Origin of the sequence: Pseudomonas fontis (genome assembly GCF_028656955.1) — a bacterium.
GTDB lineage: Bacteria > Pseudomonadota > Gammaproteobacteria > Pseudomonadales > Pseudomonadaceae > Aquipseudomonas > Aquipseudomonas fontis.
The window spans coordinates 19,386-39,149 of the sequence record NZ_JAMDGY010000030.1; the positions used below are offsets into that span (position 1 = coordinate 19,386).

The 19,764-nt window shown below is 62.9% G+C and carries 18 protein-coding genes and 1 pseudogene; 10 read left to right on the forward strand and 9 right to left on the reverse strand.

Annotated elements, in window-relative coordinates; translation table 11 throughout:
- Window positions 1-57: 57 nt before the first annotated feature.
- Window positions 58-954 carry a LysR family transcriptional regulator gene (locus M5G11_RS13300; protein ID WP_273912498.1) on the forward strand — a complete coding sequence of 299 codons (897 nt, stop codon included), beginning with the start codon at window positions 58-60 and terminating at the stop codon, window positions 952-954.
- A 74-nt stretch (window positions 955-1,028) separates the two neighbouring features.
- Window positions 1,029-2,696: a gamma-glutamyltransferase gene (gene ggt / locus M5G11_RS13305; protein WP_273912499.1), complete on the forward strand. Its 1,668-nt coding sequence runs from the start codon at window positions 1,029-1,031 to the stop codon at window positions 2,694-2,696.
- Window positions 2,697-2,787: 91 nt separating this feature from the next.
- Here ggt and M5G11_RS27610 read toward each other — a convergent pair whose 3' ends face one another.
- From M5G11_RS27610 to ypfJ, 3 genes and pseudogenes are all read right to left on the reverse strand, one after another.
- Window positions 2,788-3,651, reverse strand: coding sequence for a methyl-accepting chemotaxis protein (locus M5G11_RS27610; RefSeq protein WP_420793848.1), 864 nt, complete (start codon window positions 3,649-3,651; stop codon window positions 2,788-2,790).
- Window positions 3,643-4,707, reverse strand: a pseudogene (locus tag M5G11_RS27615) (methyl-accepting chemotaxis protein); the annotation flags it as partial. The pseudogene M5G11_RS27615 and the gene M5G11_RS27610, both read right to left, overlap by 9 nt.
- Window positions 4,708-4,907: 200 nt before the next feature.
- Window positions 4,908-5,804: a KPN_02809 family neutral zinc metallopeptidase gene (gene ypfJ, locus M5G11_RS13315; protein WP_273912501.1), complete on the reverse strand. Its 897-nt coding sequence runs from the start codon at window positions 5,802-5,804 to the stop codon at window positions 4,908-4,910.
- A gap of 200 nt (window positions 5,805-6,004) precedes the next feature.
- Here ypfJ and pcaH point away from each other — a divergent pair, with 200 nt between their 5' ends.
- The 3 genes from pcaH to M5G11_RS13330 all read left to right on the forward strand — a co-directional run bounded on the left by pcaH (window position 6,005) and on the right by M5G11_RS13330 (window position 8,676).
- Window positions 6,005-6,724, forward strand: a complete 720-nt coding sequence (gene pcaH / locus M5G11_RS13320; RefSeq protein WP_273912502.1) for a protocatechuate 3,4-dioxygenase subunit beta — start codon at window positions 6,005-6,007, stop codon at window positions 6,722-6,724.
- A gap of 11 nt (window positions 6,725-6,735) precedes the next feature.
- On the forward strand, window positions 6,736-7,341 hold the full coding sequence (gene pcaG, locus M5G11_RS13325) for a protocatechuate 3,4-dioxygenase subunit alpha (RefSeq protein WP_273912503.1): 606 nt from the start codon (window positions 6,736-6,738) through the stop codon (window positions 7,339-7,341).
- 156 nt (window positions 7,342-7,497) lie between these two features.
- Complete coding sequence (locus tag M5G11_RS13330; RefSeq protein WP_273912504.1) at window positions 7,498-8,676, forward strand: alkaline phosphatase family protein; 1,179 nt, start codon at window positions 7,498-7,500, stop codon at window positions 8,674-8,676.
- 116 nt (window positions 8,677-8,792) lie between these two features.
- Here the strand turns inward: M5G11_RS13330 and trmA are convergent, their stop codons facing one another.
- Window positions 8,793-9,878, reverse strand: a complete 1,086-nt coding sequence (gene trmA, locus M5G11_RS13335; RefSeq protein ID WP_273912505.1) for a tRNA (uridine(54)-C5)-methyltransferase TrmA — start codon at window positions 9,876-9,878, stop codon at window positions 8,793-8,795.
- Window positions 9,875-11,170, reverse strand: coding sequence for an NCS2 family permease (locus M5G11_RS13340; RefSeq protein ID WP_273912506.1), 1,296 nt, complete (start codon window positions 11,168-11,170; stop codon window positions 9,875-9,877). Before M5G11_RS13340 ends, trmA begins: the two co-directional genes overlap by 4 nt.
- 231 nt (window positions 11,171-11,401) lie before the next feature.
- On the opposite strand from M5G11_RS13340, the gene M5G11_RS13345 reads away from it, so the two are divergent.
- Window positions 11,402-11,887, forward strand: coding sequence for a GNAT family N-acetyltransferase (locus tag M5G11_RS13345; RefSeq protein WP_273912538.1), 486 nt, complete (start codon window positions 11,402-11,404; stop codon window positions 11,885-11,887).
- A gap of 20 nt (window positions 11,888-11,907) precedes the next feature.
- Here M5G11_RS13345 and M5G11_RS13350 read toward each other — a convergent pair whose 3' ends face one another.
- The gene (locus M5G11_RS13350) at window positions 11,908-13,137 is read right to left on the reverse strand and encodes an MFS transporter (protein ID WP_273912507.1); all 1,230 of its coding nucleotides are present in this window, start codon (window positions 13,135-13,137) and stop codon (window positions 11,908-11,910) included.
- A 360-nt stretch (window positions 13,138-13,497) separates the two neighbouring features.
- Between M5G11_RS13350 and M5G11_RS13355 the strand changes: the two genes are divergently transcribed.
- Genes M5G11_RS13355 through M5G11_RS13365 form a run of 3 tightly spaced genes read left to right on the forward strand, consistent with a single transcriptional unit; the run spans window position 13,498 to window position 16,113 of the window.
- Entirely contained in the window at window positions 13,498-14,931 is a 1,434-nt protein-coding gene (locus tag M5G11_RS13355) for a cytochrome ubiquinol oxidase subunit I (RefSeq protein ID WP_273912508.1), read from the forward strand.
- Window positions 14,932-14,934: 3 nt separating this feature from the next.
- Window positions 14,935-15,942 (forward strand): cytochrome d ubiquinol oxidase subunit II, encoded by a 1,008-nt coding sequence (cydB, locus tag M5G11_RS13360; RefSeq protein ID WP_273912509.1) that lies wholly within the window; start codon window positions 14,935-14,937, stop codon window positions 15,940-15,942.
- A 12-nt stretch (window positions 15,943-15,954) separates the two neighbouring features.
- The gene (locus M5G11_RS13365; protein WP_273912510.1) at window positions 15,955-16,113 is read left to right on the forward strand and encodes a DUF2474 domain-containing protein; all 159 of its coding nucleotides are present in this window, start codon (window positions 15,955-15,957) and stop codon (window positions 16,111-16,113) included.
- Between the two features lie 186 nt (window positions 16,114-16,299).
- On the opposite strand, the gene M5G11_RS13370 is transcribed toward M5G11_RS13365, so the two are convergent.
- Window positions 16,300-17,424 (reverse strand): methyltransferase, encoded by a 1,125-nt coding sequence (locus M5G11_RS13370; RefSeq protein ID WP_273912511.1) that lies wholly within the window; start codon window positions 17,422-17,424, stop codon window positions 16,300-16,302.
- Between the two features lie 85 nt (window positions 17,425-17,509).
- Window positions 17,510-18,214, reverse strand: a complete 705-nt coding sequence (locus M5G11_RS13375) for a helix-turn-helix transcriptional regulator (protein ID WP_273912512.1) — start codon at window positions 18,212-18,214, stop codon at window positions 17,510-17,512.
- Window positions 18,215-18,456: 242 nt separating this feature from the next.
- On the opposite strand from M5G11_RS13375, the gene M5G11_RS13380 reads away from it, so the two are divergent.
- The gene (locus M5G11_RS13380) at window positions 18,457-19,233 is read left to right on the forward strand and encodes a ferredoxin--NADP reductase (protein WP_273912513.1); all 777 of its coding nucleotides are present in this window, start codon (window positions 18,457-18,459) and stop codon (window positions 19,231-19,233) included.
- Between the two features lie 42 nt (window positions 19,234-19,275).
- Here the strand turns inward: M5G11_RS13380 and mscL are convergent, their stop codons facing one another.
- A complete protein-coding gene (gene mscL / locus M5G11_RS13385) occupies window positions 19,276-19,686 on the reverse strand; it encodes a large-conductance mechanosensitive channel protein MscL (RefSeq protein WP_273912514.1) in 411 nt (136 codons plus the stop codon).
- Window positions 19,687-19,764: the final 78 nt, after the last annotated feature.

The following is a 19,764-nucleotide window of genomic DNA, read 5'->3' on the forward strand; positions in this document are numbered from 1 at the left end:
CGTCGTTCGTCGCCAGCGGCTATTGATCAGGGCTGTTCGCCAATCCAGGGTAAAACCGTGAAAGCCAGGTCTGATGAGTTGCAGGTGTTTGTCTCGGTGATCGAGTGTGGCTCGATTTCCGCGGCGGCCGAGCAGGGTGGGCAGACGCCTTCGGCGATCAGCCGGACCCTGTCACGGCTGGAGAGCAAGCTCGGCACCACGCTGATCAACCGCACCACGCGGCGCATGGACCTGACCGAGGAAGGCCGGTTTTTCTTCGAACGCTCCAAGGCGATCCTGGCGCAGATGGATGAGCTGGAAGAGCACCTCCTGCAGCATCACCAGACCCCTTCGGGACGCTTGCGGATCAATGCCGCGCTGCCGTTCATGCTGCACGCCATCGTGCCCTGGGTCGGCGAGTTCCGCGCGTTGTACCCGCAGATCCAGCTGGAGCTGCACACCAACGACCTGATCATCGACCTGCTTGAGCAGAGCACCGATGTCGCCATTCGCATCGGCGAGCTGGCCGATTCCAGCCTGCATGCGCGCTCGCTTGGCTGCAGCCCGCTGAGCATCCTGGCCAGCCCGGCGTACCTGGAGAAGCACGGCACGCCACAGCGGGTCGAAGACCTGGCCGAGCATCAGGTGCTCGGCTTCACCCAGACCGAAACCCTCAACTACTGGCCACTGCGCCATGCCGAGGGTGATCGCCTGCTGATCCGCCCAAGCCTCACCGCGTCCAGCGGCGAGACGTTGCGCGAGCTGGCGCTGGCGGGCGAGGGGATTGTCTGCCTGTCGCACTTCATGACCCATGACGATGTGCGCACAGGTCGATTGCAGGCGTTGTTGGTAGAGGCCAACAGCGGCTACCGGCAACCGATCCACGCGGTGTACTACCGCAACTCGCAGCTCGCCCTGCGTATTCAGTGCTTCCTGGATTTCATCCAGCAAAAGCTGGCGGTCTACGCCTGCTGAAACCTGGTGTTTGATAAGTCGTCGGACATAAGCCTTAATGGCTGTTCAACGAAAACAACACCAAGGAAGCAGTCATGCGCGTTGTGATAGTCCGGGCTCTGACCCTGAGTGTGGCGATTGCCGCCAGTTCCTCGGCATTTGCCGTGACCCTCGAAGGCGGCGCGGTTGCCGCACCTGATCAATATGGCGCACAGGTTGCCGCCGATATCCTGAAAAAAGGCGGCAACGCGGTAGACGCCGCCGTCGCCACGGCCTTCACCCTGGCCGTGACCTACCCCGAAGCCGGCAACATCGGTGGCGGCGGGTTCATGACCTTGTACATGGATGGCAAACCCTATTTCCTCGACTACCGCGAGACCGCGCCCAAGGCTGCGAGCCGCAACATGTACCTGGATGAAAAAGGCGAGATCATCGAGAACCTGAGCCTGGTGGGCTCACGCGCAGCCGGTGTACCGGGCACGGTGATGGGCTTGTGGGAAGCCCACCAGAAGTTCGGCAAGCTGCCCTGGGCCGAGCTGCTGACCCCGGCGGTCGGCTACGCGAAAAACGGTTTCAAGATCGCCGCCAAGCAGTACCAGTACCGTGAAGATGCCAACGGCCTGTTCAAGGACAGCACCAACTTCAACGACTACTTTGGCAGCATGAAAGTCGGCGAGACCTTCAAGCAGCCAGAGCTGGCGCAGACCCTGGAGCGTATCGCCGACAAGGGCGTGAGCGAGTTCTACCAGGGCAAGACCGCCGACCTGCTGGTGGCGCAGATGCAGGCCGACAAGGGCCTGATCAGCAAGGACGACCTCAAGGATTACAAGGCGGTCTGGCGTGAGCCGATGGCCATCGACTGGCGTGGCAACGTGGTCTATACCGCGCCGCTGCCAAGCTCGGGTGGCATTGCCCTGGCGCAACTGCTGGGTATCAAGGAAGACCGCGCGGCGGACTTCAAGGGGGTCGAGTTGAACTCGGCGCGCTACATCCACTTGCTCGCCGAGATCGAGAAGCGCGTGTTTGCCGACCGTGCCGATTACCTGGGCGACCCGGCGTTTTCCAAGGTGCCGGTGAAGGAACTGATCGCCAAGGACTACCTGGCCAAGCGTGCGCTGGAGGTCAACCCGACGGCGATTTCCGAAACCGCGAAAGTCCGCCCGGGGCTGGAGCCGCACCAGACCACGCACTTCTCGATTGTCGACAAGCAGGGTAACGCGGTGAGCAACACCTACACCCTGAACTGGGACTATGGCAGCGGTGTGGTGGTGAAGGGCGCGGGCTTCCTGCTCAATGACGAGATGGACGATTTCAGCTCCAAGCCGGGGGTGGCGAATGCCTTTGGCGTGGTGGGTGGTGATGCCAATGCCATCGAGCCGGGCAAGCGCATGCTCTCGTCGATGAGCCCAAGCCTGGTGACCCGCGATGGCCAGGTCACGCTGGTGCTGGGCACGCCGGGGGGCTCGCGGATCTTTACCTCGATCTTCCAGGTGCTGAACAACTTGTATGACTATGGTTTGCCGCTGGAGAAGGCGGTGGCAGCGCAGCGTGTGCATCACCAGTTGCTGCCCAAGGACACCATCTACTTCGACGCGTTTGCACCGTTGACCGGTGAGGTGGCGCAAGAGCTGAAGAAGATGGGCTACACCCTGGAGGATCAGGGTTGGGAGATGGGTGATATCCAGGCGATCCGGGTCAATGGCACGGCGCTGGAAACGGCGTCCGACCCACGTGGGCGTGGGGTAGGGCACGTCGTCAAGTAAGGGGTGAATGCATCGCGGGACCCGCCCGCTCCCACAGGGTTTGAAGGTACCCCTGTGGGAGCGGGCGGGTCCCGCGATGCTTTGAAGGCCCTTAGACCCGGAAGTGGCTGACCATCATCTGCAACTGATTGCCCAGGCGGGCCAGTTCCACACTCGATGCGGCCGTCTCGTCACTGGCTGCCGCCGTCTGCTCCGACACATCGCGCACATTGATGATGCTGCGGCTGATCTGCTCGGCCACCGCGCTCTGCTGCTCGGCTGCCGCGGCAATCTGCTGGTTCATCGACTGGATGTTCGACACCACGCGGGTGATGTTCTCCAGCGAGCTACCGGCCTTGCGCGTCAGCTCGACGCTGCTGTCGGTCAGCGCCCGGCTGCCGAGCATCACGTTGGCCACCTGCTGGGTGCCACTCTGCAAACCGGCTACCAGCACTTCGATCTCTTCGGTGGACTTCTGCGTGCGTTGCGCCAAGCCACGCACCTCGTCCGCCACCACGGCAAAACCACGACCGGCTTCACCGGCACGGGCCGCTTCGATGGCCGCGTTGAGCGCCAGCAGGTTGGTCTGTTCGGCCACCGACTTGATCACGTCCATCACGCTGCCGATCTTCTGGCTTTCCTTCTGCAACTGATCCATGGCTTCGGTCGAACGCTTCACCTCAACCGCCAGGCGCTCGATTTGCGCGATGGCCTGGGCCACCACCTGGTCACCGGCACGGGCCTGGCCGTCAGCATCGGTAGCCGCTTCGGAGGCGTGCTCGGCGTTGCGTGCTACTTCCTGAACAGTCGCGGCCATCTCGTGCATCGCGGTCGCCACCTGGTCGGTCTCGACCTTCTGGCTGTTGACCCCGGCGCTGGTTTCTTCGGTCACTGCCGACAACTCTTCCGCCGCGCTGGCGATCTGCGTGACGCCGTCACGAATGCCGCTGATCAGCTCGCGCAGGGTCGCACCCATGCGCTGGATACCTTGCTGCAAGGCACCCATTTCGTCGCGACGGGTAACGCGCAGTTCGTGGGTCAGGTCGCCTGCGGCGATCTTCTCGACCACAGCCAGGGTTTCGCGCAGTGGGCGGGTGATCTGGCGGGTGATGATCACCGCAGCCAGCACACCGAACAGCAACGCCAGCAGCGTGGTGGAGATTTGCAGGGTACGGGCCTGGGCGCTTTCGCTGTCGCGACGCTCAAGCTGGATCTGGTACAGCGCGTCGCTGCGCTTGACGATGTCGGCGCCCTGCACGGTCATTTCGGCACGCGCCACGCCGATCTCGGCAGTAGCGTCCTTGAACTGACGCACGGCGTCGCGGTAGGCCAGCACGGCGTCTTCGAATTGCTTGATGCGTGCGCCTTCAGCCGGCAGGCGGGTGTTCAGGGTGCGGATCTCGGCCAGGGCGGTGTCGAGCTGGCGCAGCGCGTTCTGTTCGGTTTGCGCAGTCAGGTCGGCGATGTAGCTGCGCACTTCAAGACGCACCTGCATCAGGTGCTCCTTGGCGCTGGTGGCGTACTTGAACTGCTCCAGGCGGCTGGCGTCGCCCTCCGGCAGGGCCAGCACGTCACGGTTGATCGCTTCGATCAGCTCGATGGCGCGGGTGGCGGCGACGTTCATAGCATCGCGGGAGGCGAGGGTGGTGCGGTAGCCGTTGCGCATCTTGCTCAGCGACACTTGATAGTCGCTGATGGTCTGGCCCAGCTCCTGGAGCAACTTGACGTTCTCCGGGCTCTTGAAGGACTTGACCAGCTTCTGCTGCTGTTCGCTGAAGGTGTTGAGCTTGACCTGGACGTTGCCGGCAGCAGCGTCGTCGCCATTGGTCAGCATGTATTGCAGGCGGGTGATGCGCAGGTTGGTCAGGTCACTGTTGAGCTGGGTAATGTCGCTCATCCAGTTGCTGCGGTTGATCAGGCTGCCCATGCTGTTCCAGCCGGTCAGGGCCAGCAGGCTGGTCAGCAGCAGGACCAGGCCAAAGCCCAGGCCGAGTTTAAGGTTGACGCTGAGGTTGGCGAACCAGCTATTCATGTATCCCTCCAGAGAAGAAGTGCTCACTTGATCATTTATCGCTGGAAGGTTCTTTTTTTTGGAGGCCAGCCGACTTCAGCAGCTTTTATCGGCGGCTTGGCGCAGAGCTGAAACGCTTTTTCGGTATTTCCGACAGAAATGATCAACAAAATGTGTAGCGGCCCGCAGTGCGGGCGCACTGTGGGCCGGCAACTGGCGGGCTAGAGGGCTCGGGCGCTAAAGGTGTCGCATTGGTTGATCTGGCCCTTGGCGAAGCCGGTCTTGAACCAGCGCACGCGTTGCGCGGAGGTGCCATGGGTGAAGGAGTCCGGCACCACGCGGCCCTGGCCTTGCTGCTGCAAGCGGTCGTCGCCGATGGCGTTGGCGGCATTCAGGGCTTCCTCGACGTCACCGGGTTCCAGCCAGTTGTGGCGTTGTTGCGCCTGGTAGGCCCAGACGCCGGCCAGGCAGTCGGCTTGCAGCTCCTGGCGCACCAATAGACCGTTGTCGCCTTCCATGCGCTGGCCGGCCTGACGCGCGGCCTGAACCTTGGCCGAGACGCCCAGCAGGGTCTGCACGTGGTGGCCGATTTCGTGGGCGATCACGTAGGCCTGGGCGAAATCACCGGCAGCGGCGAAGCGTTTTTCCATCTCGGTGAAGAAGCTCATGTCCAGGTACACCTTCTGGTCGGCCGGGCAGTAGAACGGCCCGGTGGCCGAGGTGGCGTAACCGCAGGCCGAGCTGACCTGGCCGCTGAAGAGGATCAGGGTCGGGTCTTTGTAGGTTTTGCCGGCCTGGGCAAAGATGGCTTTCCAGGTGTCTTCGGTGTCGCCGAGGATGCTGCGCACGAACTCGGCCTGCTGGTCGTTGGCCGGCGGCGCCGTGCGGGTTTGCGTTTGTGGCTGGCTGCCGACCTGGGTGCCCTGCTGGCCCATCTGCCCGGCCAGTTGGCCGAGGATCTGCATCGGGTCCTGGCCGGTGAGCAGGCCGATGCCGACGATCAGCACCACGGCGCCCAGGGTCAGGCCCTTGCCGCCGCCAAAGCGCATGCCGCCACCGCCGCCTTCGCCACGGGCATCGACCACGTTGTCGCTGCGCCTGCCTTTTCGCCATTGCATGGGTGTTCTCCTGGGCATTATGGGTGAGGGTTAAGGTTAGCCCACCGGGATTATCCGTGTCGGCTTGTGCGTTATCCATAACCATATGGTTATGCGTAGTGTTGTTCTTTTCAGTGTTCGCGGGTGCCTGGGGCGTGGAGACTGGGCCTTCTGCCTGGTGTGTCCGGGTTCTGCAAACATCCAATAACAAGGAGAACGGCATGTCTGCTACAGACAACAGTCGCTTCGCTATCCGTGATCGGAACTGGCATCCGAAAGCCCTTACGCCTGACTACAAGACCTCCATCGCCCGCTCGCCGCGCCAGGCGCTGGTGAGCATCCCGCAATCGATCAGTGAAAGCACCGGGCCGGACTTTTCACACCTGAAATTCGGCCAGCACGACCACGACCTGCTGTTGAACTTCAACCAGGGCGGCTTGCCGATCGGCGAGCGGATCATCCTCGCCGGGCGCGTGTGCGACCAGTACGGCAAGCCGATCCCGCACACCCTGGTGGAGATCTGGCAGGCCAACGCCGGTGGCCGCTACCGCCACAAGAACGACCGCTACCTGGCACCGCTGGACCCCAACTTCGGCGGCGTCGGCCGGGCCCTGACCGACAGCGAGGGCTACTACAGCTTCCGCACCATCAAGCCGGGCCCGTACCCATGGCGCAACGGCCCGAATGACTGGCGCCCGGCGCATATCCATGTGTCGGTCAGCGGCCCCTCGATTGCCACGCGGCTGATCACCCAGCTGTATTTCGAAGGTGACCCGCTGATCCCGATGTGCCCGATCGTCAAGTCCATCGCCAACCCCGAGGCGGTGCAGAGCCTGATTGCGCGGCTCGACATGAGCAACGCCAACCCGATGGACAGTTTGGCCTATCGCTTTGACATCGTGCTGCGCGGCCAGCGCAAGACTCACTTCGAACACTGCTGAGGAGCTTTCAGATGCCTATCGAACTGCTGCCGGAAACCCCTTCGCAGACGGCCGGCCCGTATGTGCATATCGGCCTGGCGCTGGAAGCGGCCGGCAACCCCGTGCGTGACCAGGAAATCTGGAACCAGATGGCCCGCAGCGATGCGCCGGGTGAGCACATCGTGGTGTTCGGCAATGTGTATGACGGCAATGGCCATCTGGTGCGCGACTCGTTCCTGGAGTTCTGGCAGGCGGACCACGCCGGCGAGTACCACGACGACTACAACCTGGAAAAACCGTTCAACAGCTTCGGGCGCACGGCGACGACTTTCGATGCCGGCGAGTGGACGTTGCACACGGTCAAGCCAGGGGTGGTGAAGAACAGTGCCGGAGTGGCCATGGCGCCGCATATCAACATCAGCCTGTTTGCGCGGGGGATCAATATCCACCTGCACACGCGCTTGTATTTTGCGGATGAAGGCGCGGCCAATGCGGCCTGCCCGGTGCTCAACCTGATCGAGCAGCCGCAACGGCGCGAGACCCTGGTGGCGACGCGTTGCGAGGTCAATGGCCAACTGGCGTACCGCTTTGATATCCGCATCCAGGGGGACGGGGAGACGGTGTTCTTCGACTTCTGAGCCTGGCTTGCGCGCCGCATCGCGGGACCCGCCCGCTCCCACAGGTGCAATACCGGCCTGCGGGAGCGGGCGGGTCCCGCGATGGCGCAATGAAAGTACGCCTATCGAGTTGCCTGTGCTAAACCTGTTGTTTTGCACCGGTCCACGGAGGGCAACATGGCAGCGCAGTTCGATGAGTTGCGGTTGATGGAAGCAACCTGGCCGGGGTTGGCCAACCTGACCCAATCGATTTTTTCCGGGTTGGGCGGGCAGGGCTTCAGGAATGCCTTCCACCTCGACCGCTCCCCCGCCACCTGCCTGCTACTGCTCGACGGGTTGGGCTGGAACCTGCTCAAGGCGCATGCACGGCATGCGCCGTTTCTGGCCTCGCTGATGCAGCCCGACGCGCACTTCAAGGTCGGCTTCCCGGCCACCACGGCATCGAGCCTGGCCACCATCAGCTCCGGCATGGGCAGTGGTGCACACGGGATCGTCGGCTGCAGCTTCGCCCTGGACGAACACACCGAGCTGTCGCCCCTGACCTGGACCTGCGCGCCGTTGCAACCTGCGAGCGAGGCCGGCCCGGTGCCGGACCCGGAGTCGTTCATCGTGCCGCAGACCGCCTGGGCCCAGGCGCGTGAGCAGGGCATCGCGATCAGCACGGTGATGCTCGCACGCTACGCCACCTCGGACTTCACCAAGGCCATCTATCGCGCCTCGCGCATTCTTCCGGCGCCCGCCTATGAGGCCTACCCGGCGTTGGTCAACGACGCCTTGAACGTTGAAGGGCCGGCGTTCTGTTTTGCCTATTTCGGTGACCTGGATTTTGCCGGGCACCTGTTCGGCGCCGGCTCGCCGGCCTGGGTCAAGCAACTGGAAATCGCCGATCAGCTAGCGCGTTCGATTGCCGGGCAGCTCCCGGCGTCGGCAACGCTGATGGTGATCGCCGACCACGGCATGCGCGACCTGGACCGTGACGCCGTGCGTGACTTTGATACCGAGCCGGCGTTGCAGCAGGGTGTGCAGGCCATTGCGGGCGATATCCGCGCGCGCTACCTGTATACCGAAGCCGGCCAGCAGGACCGGGTGCATGAGCGTTGGCAGAACCGTCTTGGCGACGACTACCGGGTATTGAGCAAGACCCAGGCGATTGCCGGCGGGCTGTTTGGTGATGTGATCCTGAGCCAGGCCGAGTCGCGTATTGGCCAGTTGATCGTGATGCCCACCGGCGGCGGGGGGATCATTCGCAGCGAAGGGGAGAAGCATGCCAGCCACTGGCGTGGGCACCATGGGGCGTTGACCGATGATGACCAGGTGGTGCCGTTGTTGATGTGTTCGGGTTTGGCCAGGCGGTGAATTGAAGGGCCTCATCGCCGGCAAGGCCGGCTCCCACAGAAAAGCCAATCACCTGATTTCCTGTGGGCGCCGGCCTTGCCGGGACGCCGGACCGCGGCGATGAAAGCACCAACCATCTAGCGTCGAACCAACAACACCCCACTCTCCATGTGATGCGTATAGGGGAACTGGTCAAACAGGGCGCAGCGCTCGACACGGTGGGTGTCATGCAACTGGGCGATGTTCGCCGCCAGCGTCTCCGGGTTGCAGGAGATGTACAGGATATTGTCGAAGCGCCGGGTCAACTCGCAGGTGTCCGGGTCCATGCCGGCCCGTGGCGGGTCGACGAACACGCTGCCGAAGTCGTAGCTCTTCAGGTCGATGCCTTCCAGGCGACGGAACGGGCGAACCTCGTTCAGCGCCTCGGTCAGCTCTTCCGCCGACAGACGCACCAGGCGCACGTTGTCCACACCGTTGTCATCGAGGTTGTGCAGCGCGGCGTTGACCGAGGTCTTGCTGATCTCGGTGGCCAGCACCTTGCGCACGCGGGTGGCCAGCGGCAGGGTGAAGTTGCCATTGCCGCAATACAGCTCCAGCAAGTCGTCCTGACGTTCGCCCAGCGCCTCGTAGGCCCAGTTGAGCATCTTCTGGTTCACCGTGCCGTTGGGCTGGGTGAACGCGCCTTCCGGCTGGCGATAGCGGAACGAACGCCCGGCCACCTGCAACTCCTCGACCGCGTAATCACGGCCGATTACCAGGCGTTTGCCCTTGGAGCGGCCAATGATGCTCACACCCAGGTCGCTGGCCAGTTTGGTGGCGGCCGCTTCCCAGTGCTCGTCCAGTGGGCGGTGATAGCACAGGGTGATCATGCCGTCGCCGGCCAGGGTGGTGAGGAACTCCACCTGGAACAGCTTGAAACTCAGCGCCGAACTGGCAGTCCAGGCGGCCTTGAGCTTGGGCATCAACTCGTTGATGCGCTGGCTGGCAATCGGGAAGTCTTCGATCAGGATCGGCGTGTGCTTCTCGCCCGGCGCGAACATCGCGTAGAAGCGCTGCTCGTTCTCGCGCCACAGGCGGAACTCGGCGCGCAGGCGGTAATGCTCGCGCGGCGAGTCGAACACGGCCGGCTCCGGCGCCGCGAACGGCGCCAGCAGCTCGCGCAGGCGCTGGACCTTGGCATCCAGCTGCGCGGTGTAGGACGATGGATCGAGGACAGCACTCATGCGTTGAACCAGCCCAACTTGATGACGAACAGGATGGACAGGATCACCAGCGCCGGGTTCAGGTCGCGGTGACGACCGGAAATCAGCTTGATCGCCGTCCAGGAAATGAAGCCGAAGGCGATGCCGTTGGCGATCGAGTAGGTCAGCGGCATGGCCAGTGCGGTGATCACCACCGGTGCGGCTTCGGTGACGTCATCCCAGTTGATTTCCGCCAGGCCCGAGGCCATCAGCACGGCGACGAACAGCAGCGCCGGCGCGGTGGCGAAGGCTGGAACACTGCCGGCCAGTGGCGCGAAGAACAGCGCCAGGAGGAACAGCAGGGCAACCACGATGGCGGTCAGGCCGGTACGCCCGCCCGCGCTCACGCCGGCAGCCGACTCGATGTAGCTGGTGGTGGTCGAGGTGCCCAGCAGGGAACCGGCCATCGCTGCCGTACTGTCGGCGATCAGCGCACGGCCCATTTTCGGCATGTGGCCGTCCTTGCCCATCAGGCCGGCGCGCTTGGCGACGCCGATCAGGGTGCCGGAGTTGTCGAACAGGTCGACGAACAGGAAGGCGAAGATCACGCTGACCAGGCCGATGTCCAGCGCGCCCATGATGTCCAGCTGCAGGAAGGTCGGGGCCAGTGATGGTGGCATCGACATCACCCCGCCAAACGGGGTGAAGCCCAGCCCGATGGAGGTGACGGTGACGGCCAGGATGCCGATCAGCACGGCGCCACGGATTTTCAGTGCTTCCAGTGCGACGATCAGGAAGAAGCCCAGGGTCGCAAGGATCGGTGCGGGTTGTTTCAGATCACCCAGGCCGACCAGGGTGGCTTTGTTGTCGACGACGATGCCGGCGTTGTGCAGGGCGATCAGCGCCAGGAACAGGCCGATACCGGCGGCAATCGCCGAGCGCAGCGGCAGCGGGATGCTGTTCACGATCCATTCGCGGATCTTGAAGATCGACAGCAGGAAGAACAGTACGGCGGAGATGAACACCGCGCCCAGGGCCACCTGCCAGGTGTGGCCCATGTGCAGGACCACGGTGTAGGTGAAGAAGGCGTTCAGGCCCATGCCCGGTGCCAGGGCAATCGGGTAGTTGGCGATCAGGCCCATCACGGTCGAGCCGATGGCGGCTGCCAGGCACGTGGCGACGAAGATCGCCCCCTTGTCCATGCCGGTCTCGCCGAGGATGCTCGGGTTGACGAACAGGATGTAGGCCATGGCCAGGAAGGTAGTGACGCCCGCCAGAATCTCGGTGCGCACATTGGTGTCGTGTGCTTTTAGTTGAAACAGCCTTTCCAGCATGCCCGCTCCCCGTGGCGCGCGGTGGCGCCGTTGTTGTATTCGACCCAATTAGCAAAGCACAGACCATACCGGGTGGCTGTGGATTTTATTTTGGGCCGGAAAAAAGCCGCGCATCATATCAGCATGCTCAACGCAGGGTGAATGATTGCGCGTGATTGGCACCGATCCCTACCGATTTCGCCGTTTTACCTTGGTGAATTAGACTCTAGGTTTACTTTGGCCAAAATGTCCATGCCCCCGCACCTGAGCCCGCTCCGGGACCTGTCGCCTCTGCAACATGCCCAACTTCTCGATATCGAACTGTTGCCTGAACAGCGGATGTTCGCTGGCGATATCGAAAGTGAACTGCATATTCTGCGCGGCAGGTCACACCCCGATGTGTGTGGCCTGGCCCTGCTGGTAGAGGAGGTGCCCAAGGCATTTCTATTGCTTAAACGCGGCGAACTTCTACCGCCCTGGGCCCGCCGCGACGCTGCAACCGTGCATGCGTTGCAGATAGACCGCAGGGCGCAACGCTGTGGCTTGGGTCGGCTTTTGTTGACTGAGTTACCGACGACAGTCAGGGCGCTGTGGCCGCAGGTTCATTGCCTGCAACTGTCGGTGGATGAGCAAAACACTGCCGCATTGGGACTGTATCGGGCACTTGGCTGGACAGTGACCGGTAACGGCTACCGCGCCGCGATTGGCTTCGAGCGCCAACTGACCTTGGCGCTTTGATCCTTGGCGCGCCAATCCGCTCAGCCTGAGTTTTTGCTCTGCAGGTGATCTCGATTGGCCAGGGTCGGGAACAGCTTGATCCATACGCCGGTCACCAGCAGCGTGCCGACCCCGCCCATGACCACGGCGGGCACTGTGCCAAACCAGTGCGCGGTGACCCCGGACTCGAATTCCCCGAGCTGATTTGAGGCACCGATGAACAGCCCGTTCACCGCACTCACCCGCCCGCGCATCTCATCGGGTGTCTCCAACTGCACGAACGCACCGCGAATCACCATGCTGATCATGTCCGCCGCGCCCAGTACCGCCAGCACCGCCAGTGAGAACCAGAACGAGGTGGACAGGCCAAAGGCGATGGTTGCCACGCCAAACACCCCGACTGCGGTGAACATCACCCGCCCGACCTTGCGCTCCACCGGGAAGCGCGCCAGCCACACCGACATCAGCAGCGCGCCCACCGCTGGCGCCGAGCGCAGCAGGCCCAGGCCCCACGGCCCGGTCAACAGGATGTCCTTGGCGAACACCGGCAGCAACGCGGTGGCGCCGCCCAGCAGCACGGCGAACAGGTCCAGCGAAATCGCGCCGAGCACATCCGGCCGGCTGCGGATGAAGCGGACCCCGGCCAGCAGCGACTCCAGGCTGGCACGGCCCTGGTTGGGCGGCGTGCGGCGCGCCGTGAGGTTCAGCGTCAGCACGCAGGCAATCACATACAGGCACACCGTCGGGCCATACACCCAGACACTGCCGAACGCATACAGGAAGCCGCCAGCGGCCGGCGCCACGATGGTCGCCGACTGCATGGCTGAAGCCGAAGCCGCCACGGCGCGCGGGAACAGCCCCGGCGGCACCACATTGGGCAACAGCGCCTGAGTGGCCGGCATCTCGAACGAGCGCGCCGCGCCCAGCAGGAAGGCCAACACGAAGATCATCTCGCGGCTGACGTTGTCGGTGCTGCTGCCAATCACCAGCGCCAGCGCAATCAATGCCTGCAAGGCCTGGCACAACGCGGCGACGCGGCGCCGGTCGTAGCGGTCGGCGACGTGCCCGGTGTGCAGCATGAACAGCACCCGTGGGGCGAACTCGACCAGGCCCACCAACCCCAGGTCCAGCACATTGCCGGTCAGTTGGTAGAGGTGCCAGCCGATGGCCACGGTCAGCATCTGGAAACCGCTGGCGGTAAACACCCGGGCCAGCCAGAACGAAAGGAACGGTCGGTGATGACGGAGCAACAGCGGGGCACTGGCTGACATGGGCGAAACAGAGCCTTGGCAGGGGGGGAGAGGCGAGATTATCACCAGTTTGTAACAACAGGTTGCACAAACCGCTGCCCCTGTGCGTTGAGCGCACCGATTTCATTTACCGACAAGGGGGTGAGGCAACTGGTCACGCGGCAATCGACCACACAACCCGTCCGGCCTTTCAGGACTATCCTTCTTTCAATCGTTGATCTGGATCAATAGTTCCATTTGCAACGATGTGGCCGGAGGGCCGAATTCCCTGCGATTTGAAAGTTTTCAGAACAATTCCAACTTGCCGCACTCAATCAACGTGGGGGCAGTTGGCGCCAAGGCCTGAGCCCTGACGCTGGATTACCTGACAGAGGAAGCACTATGTTCGGCTTAGAGGCCCTAGATCTCGCCCGAATTCAGTTCGCGTTTACCATCTCCTTTCACATCCTGTTCCCGGCCATCACCATCGGCCTGGCGAGCTACCTTGCTGTGCTTGAAGGCTTGTGGCTGAAAACCAACAACAGCGTGTACCGCGATCTCTACCATTTCTGGTCGAAGATCTTCGCCGTCAACTTCGGCATGGGCGTGGTCTCCGGCCTGGTGATGGCTTACCAATTCGGTACCAACTGGAGCAAATTCTCCGACTTCGCCGGGTCTGTCACTGGCCCCTTGCTGACCTATGAAGTGCTGACCGCGTTCTTCCTCGAGGCCGGCTTCCTGGGCGTCATGCTGTTTGGCTGGAACCGTGTCGGGCGCCGCCTGCACTTCTTCGCCACGGTCATGGTGGCGATCGGCACGCTGGTCTCCACGTTCTGGATTCTCGCCTCCAACAGCTGGATGCAGACCCCGCAAGGCTATGAAATCGTCGATGGCCGGATCATTCCGGTGGACTGGTTCGCGGTCATCTTCAACCCGTCGTTCCCCTACCGCCTGGCGCACATGGCGACCGCTGCCTTCGTGGCCACGGCGTTCTTCGTCGGGGCCTCGGCGGCCTGGCACCTGTTGCGTGGCCGCGATAACCCGGCCATCCGCAAGATGCTCTCGATGGCCATGTGGATGGCCTTGATCGTCGCCCCGGTGCAGGCGGTGATCGGCGACTTCCACGGTTTGAACACGCTCAAGCACCAACCGGCGAAGATCGCGGCTATCGAAGGACACTGGGAAAACATCGGCAATGAGCCCACCTCGCTGATCCTGTTCGGCATCCCCGACATGAAGAACGAGACGACTCACTTCAAGTTGGAGATCCCGGCGCTCGGCAGCCTGATCCTGACCCACAGCCTGGACAAGCAGGTGCCGGCGTTGAAGGAGTTCCCGCCTGAAGACCGGCCCAACTCGACCATCGTCTTCTGGTCGTTCCGCATCATGGTCGGCCTGGGCATGCTGATGATCGGCGTTGGCCTGTGGAGCGTCTGGCTGCGCAAGCGCGGCACGCTGTATAGCTCGCGTCCGTTCCTGTACATGACCCTGTGGATGGGGCCATCGGGCCTGATCGCGATCCTAGCGGGCTGGTTCACCACTGAGATCGGCCGTCAGCCGTGGGTGGTGTATGGCCTGATGCGTACCGCCGATGGGGTGTCATCGCACAGCTACACCCAGCTCGGCCTGACCCTGGTGATGTTCGTGGTGGTGTATTTCGCCCTGTTTGGCGCCGGCCTTGGCTACATGATGCGCCTGGTGCGCAAAGGCCCGAAAACCGGCGAAGGCGAAGAAACCAACCCCGGTGGCCCTGGCCAGCACCGCACCCCGGCGCGGCCGCTGTCGGCTGCCGATGACGATCACGATGAAGGCACACGCCTGAGCAAGGGGAACTGAGTCATGGGTATTGATCTTCCGCTGATCTGGGCCGTGATCATCATCTTCGGCATCATGATGTACGTGGTGATGGACGGCTTCGACCTGGGCATCGGCATCCTCTTCCCTTTCGTCAAGGGCGAGCAGGACCGCGATGTGATGATGAACACCGTCGCCCCGGTATGGGACGGCAACGAAACCTGGCTGGTATTGGGCGGCGCGGCGTTGTTCGGCGCCTTCCCGCTGGCCTACGCCGTGGTGCTGTCGGCGCTGTACCTGCCGCTGATGCTGATGCTGGTGGGGCTGATCTTCCGTGGCGTGGCGTTCGAGTTCCGCTTCAAGGCCACTGCTGCCAAGCGCCATCTGTGGGACAAGGCGTTTATCGGCGGTTCGCTGGCGGCGACGTTCTTCCAGGGGGTGGCACTGGGGGCCTTCATTGAAGGCTTCGAGGTGGTCGACCGCAACTTCGTCGGCGGTAGCCTGGACTGGTTGACGCCGTTCAGCCTGTTCTGCGGCTTGGCCCTGATCGTTGCCTACGCCTTGCTGGGGTGCACCTGGCTGATCATGAAAACCGAGGGCAAGCTGCAATTGCAGATGCACGACCTGGCGCGGCCGCTGGCCTATGCGTTGCTGGCCGTGACCGGCATCGTCAGCCTGTGGACGCCGCTGGCGCACCCGGACATCGCCGAGCGCTGGTTCAGCCTGCCGAACCTGTTCTGGTTCCTGCCGGTGCCGGTCCTGGTGCTGGTCACGCTGTATTACCTGCTGCGTGCGGTGGCCCGCAATGCGCATTACACGCCGTTCCTGCTGACGCTGGTGTTGATCTTCCTGGGCTATAGCGGCCTGGGGATCAGCCTGTGGCCGAACATCATCCCGCCGTCGATCTCGATCTGGGATGCCGCGGCGCCGCCGCAGAGCCAGGGCTTCATGCTGGTGGGCACGCTGTTCATCATTCCGTTCATCCTTGGCTACACCTTCTGGAGCTACTACGTGTTCCGCGGCAAGGTGACCCACGAGGACGGCTACCACTAGGAGGGCCTGGCAATGACTGGCAAAGATACCTTCGAGGAAGAGAAAAAGCCGCTGCTGCAGCGTTTGGGCTGGCTGGCGGTGATCTGGACAGGCAGCGTACTCACCCTGGCGGTATTCGCCTGGCTGGTGCGCCTGTTCATGAGTGCGGCGGGCTTGAGTACGCCTGGATAACTGACTTCCCATCCCGCCTTGCGGCGGATTTTATAGCCCTCCCCGGTGCGAGCCGGGGAGGGTTTTTTTTGCCTGCGGGCCTCATCGCCGGCAAGGCCGACTCCCACAGGGGCCGGACAAATGGGTTCTGCACCTGCCCACTGTGGGAGCCGGCCTTGCCGGCGATGAATCCCCCACAAATCGCGCTTACTTGCGCGCCTTGAGCACCACGAACTTTGGCGTCGCCGCCACTTGCTCGACGCCCCGGAACAACCGGGCCAGCTTGCTGTGATAGCCCAGGTGGCGGTTGCCGACGATATACAGTGCACCGCCCACGACCAGCGCTTCGCGCGCCTGCTGGAACATCCGCCAGGCGAGGAAGTCGCCCACCACCTGCTGCTGGTGGAACGGCGGGTTGCACAGCACCACCTCCAGCGACTGCGCCGGCTGCCCGGCCAGGCCATCGTCCGCCTGCACCGTCACCGGCCGCTCACCCAGCGCCGCCCGCCAGTTCTCGGCAGCCGATTGCACGGCCATGTACGACTCATCCACCAAGGTGTATTGCGCCTGCGGGTTCTGCAACGCGCTGGCAATCGCCAACACCCCGTTGCCACAGCCCAGGTCGGCGACCCGCGCACTGCCCAGGTCACGCGGCAGGTGCGGGAGGAAGGCCCGCGTGCCGATATCCAGGCCTTCGCGGCAGAACACGTTGGCGTGGTTGAGCAACTCCAGCGGCGGTTGATCGAGCAGGTAGCGGGTCGGGTAGGGCGACACGGCCTTGGGTTTGTCCTCGGCGGTGGCGATCAGCAGGCGCGCCTTCTTCTGCCCCAGGGACGCCTGCACCGGCCCGATGTATTTCTCCAGCAAATCCCCGGCAGCGCGGGGCAAGTGCTTGATCATCGCCCCGGCAATCACCTGGGCGCCGGGGGCCAACTGGCCTTGCAGGCGGATCAACTGCTCTTCAAGCAGCGCCAGGGTCTTGGGTACCCGCACCAGGACGCGGTCGAACGGGCCCTGGAATGCCTCGCTGGCCGGCACGAAGGGCACTGCATCGAAGGCCAGGTCGTTGCGCCCCAGGTTCTTCTCCAGGCCCAGGCGGGCCAGGTACGAATCGCCACTGCTGAGCACCTGGACGTGGGCCCTAAGGCTGATGGCCAGGGCCCCGAAGCTGTCATTGAGCACCAGCACCCGTGCCGAGGCCGGCAATTGCTGTTCGGCCAGGTAGGCGAGCAGGTACTCGTCGGCGGCATCGAAGGCTTGCAGGGGATCGTTGGCCTGTTCGGGCTGGCGAATCAGGTCGAGTTCGGCGTAGGGGGTGTTCAGCAGGGGCATGGCGTATCGGGGCTCTGGGGCTTGGCGTGCAAAGGCCCGATTCTACAGTGCTTCTGTGCTCAAGGGGGGAGTGGACGATAGGGCGTCAGAGCAGACCGTGTCGCGCGGCGATGGCGACGGCGCTGGTCTTGTTGTTGGTGTCGAGTTTGGTGATGAAGCTGCGGATATGAAAGTTGACCGTGCTTTTCGACAGGCTGAGGATGCAGGCGATATCGTCGGCGGTCTTGCCTTCGGCCGACCATTTGAGCACTTCGATTTCCCGAACGGTAAGGTGAAACTTGTTGGTTGGCTGCTGGAACAACTGATCTGCCATTAAATTGTGCAGTAGGTTGCACAGCCACATCGTCTGCCCGGCCTTGTCATAGAACTCCTCCTGTTCTATCGGCTTTGTGCTGCGCGCCACACTCAGCATGCTTTCATTGCCACGTGCGTCGTGCACCGCCAGGCTCCAGCCATGCTGCAGGCCAAAACGGATCGACGCCTCGCGCAATTGTGGCGTTTCACTGAACAGGTCGTTGCTCCAGAGCACTGGCAGCAAGGAGTTTCGACAGTGCTCCACGGTGGGGTCGATGTCGAAGTAGCCCTCAGCCTGATACTCCTGGTTCCAGGCATCCGGGTAGTTGTTGAACAACAGGGTCTGCGGCTTGAGCGTGACGTGCCGGCTGCGGATGCTGTAGCCCATGTAGTGCATGCCCAACTGTTCCGCCAGGGACAAGGCCGATTCGAACATCTGCTGCTGACTGTCCGCACACTGTAACTGTGCGAGCTGCTCCTGCTTCCAGTAAGGCATTTGTAAGATGCTCCGGGGGATGGATCCAAGTTCCTGGGCGTGGGAGCAGTGTAGGAAATATCCGACGTATTTGTTCGGCTATTTCGCTATTAATTTGTAATGGTTCACACGAAAAGGTTTGATTCCTGGCAGAGTTGACAATTTTTACACATTGCCGGAACGGGTATGTCACTACAAACGCGCGGTTTTTATTCCTGCGGCTTTGCGCGACACTAGTGCCCATCAGTTTCCGGGAGGACAAGATGACTGCCAGCGCGGAAAAGTACACCCGCCAGACCTTGCTCGACGTACAGCCGTTGACGCCCAACCTGTTCAGCCTGCGCACCACGCGTGATGCGGGTTTTCGCTTTCGTGCCGGGCAGTTCGCCCGCCTGGGCGTGACCAAGGCCGACGGCAGTGTGGTGTGGCGTGCCTATTCGATGGTGTCCTCACCGTTTGATGAGCACTTGGACTTCTATTCCATCGTGGTCCCGGGTGGTGAGTTCACCAGCGAGCTGAGCCGCCTGCGCGAAGGCGACAGCCTGCTGATCGACCGCCAGGCGTTCGGCTACCTGACCCTTGATCGCTTCGTCGATGGCCGTGACCTCTGGCTGCTGGCCACTGGCACCGGGATTGCCCCGTTCCTCTCGATCCTGCAGGACTTCGAGGCCTGGGAGCGGTTCGACTCGATCAAGCTGGTGTACTCGGTACGCGAAGCCAAAGAGCTGGCGTACCAGGAACTGATCGCGGGCCTGGAGCTGCGTGACTACCTGGCCGACTACGCCGGCAAGTTGCAGTTCATCCCGGTGGTCACCCGTGAACAGCATCCGGGCGCGCTGAATGGGCGCATCACCACGCTGATCGAGAACGGCGAGCTGGAACGCGCCGCTGGCCTGGCGCTGACGCCGGAGCATTCGCGGGTGATGTTGTGCGGCAACCCGCAGATGATCGACGACACCCGCCAGGTGCTCAAGCAGCGCGACCTGCAACTGAGCCTGAGCCGACGGCCCGGCCAGGTGGCGATCGAAAACTACTGGTAAGAAAAACGGCGCCCGAAGGCGCCGTTTTTACCTGTGCCCGAATCAGGGCTTGTTCTGCGCCTTGAGCAGGTCGCGGATTTCGCCCAGCAGCACTTCCTCTTTGGTTGGCGCCGGTGGCTCGGTCGGGGCCACGGCTTCTTCGCGCTTCAGGCGGTTGATGGCTTTGACGCCCATGAAGATGGCGAAGGCCACGATGATGAAGTCGATCAGGCTCTGGATGAATTTGCCGTAGGCCAGCATCACGGCGGGTACATCGCCCTGGGCTGCCTTGAGGGTGATGGCCAGGTCACTGAAGTCGACACCGCCGATCAGCAGACCGATGGGTGGCATCACCACATCGCCTACAAAGGATGAAACGATTTTGCCGAAGGCGGCGCCGATGATGATACCGACGGCCATATCGACCACGTTGCCTTTGACCGCGAAGGCCTTGAATTCACTGAGCACGCCCATGGTTTATTCCTTGTAACAGATGAGGTTGGTAGTCGCAGTGTAAATCAGCTATGCGCATCATGCTCCGCGTTGCCGGTA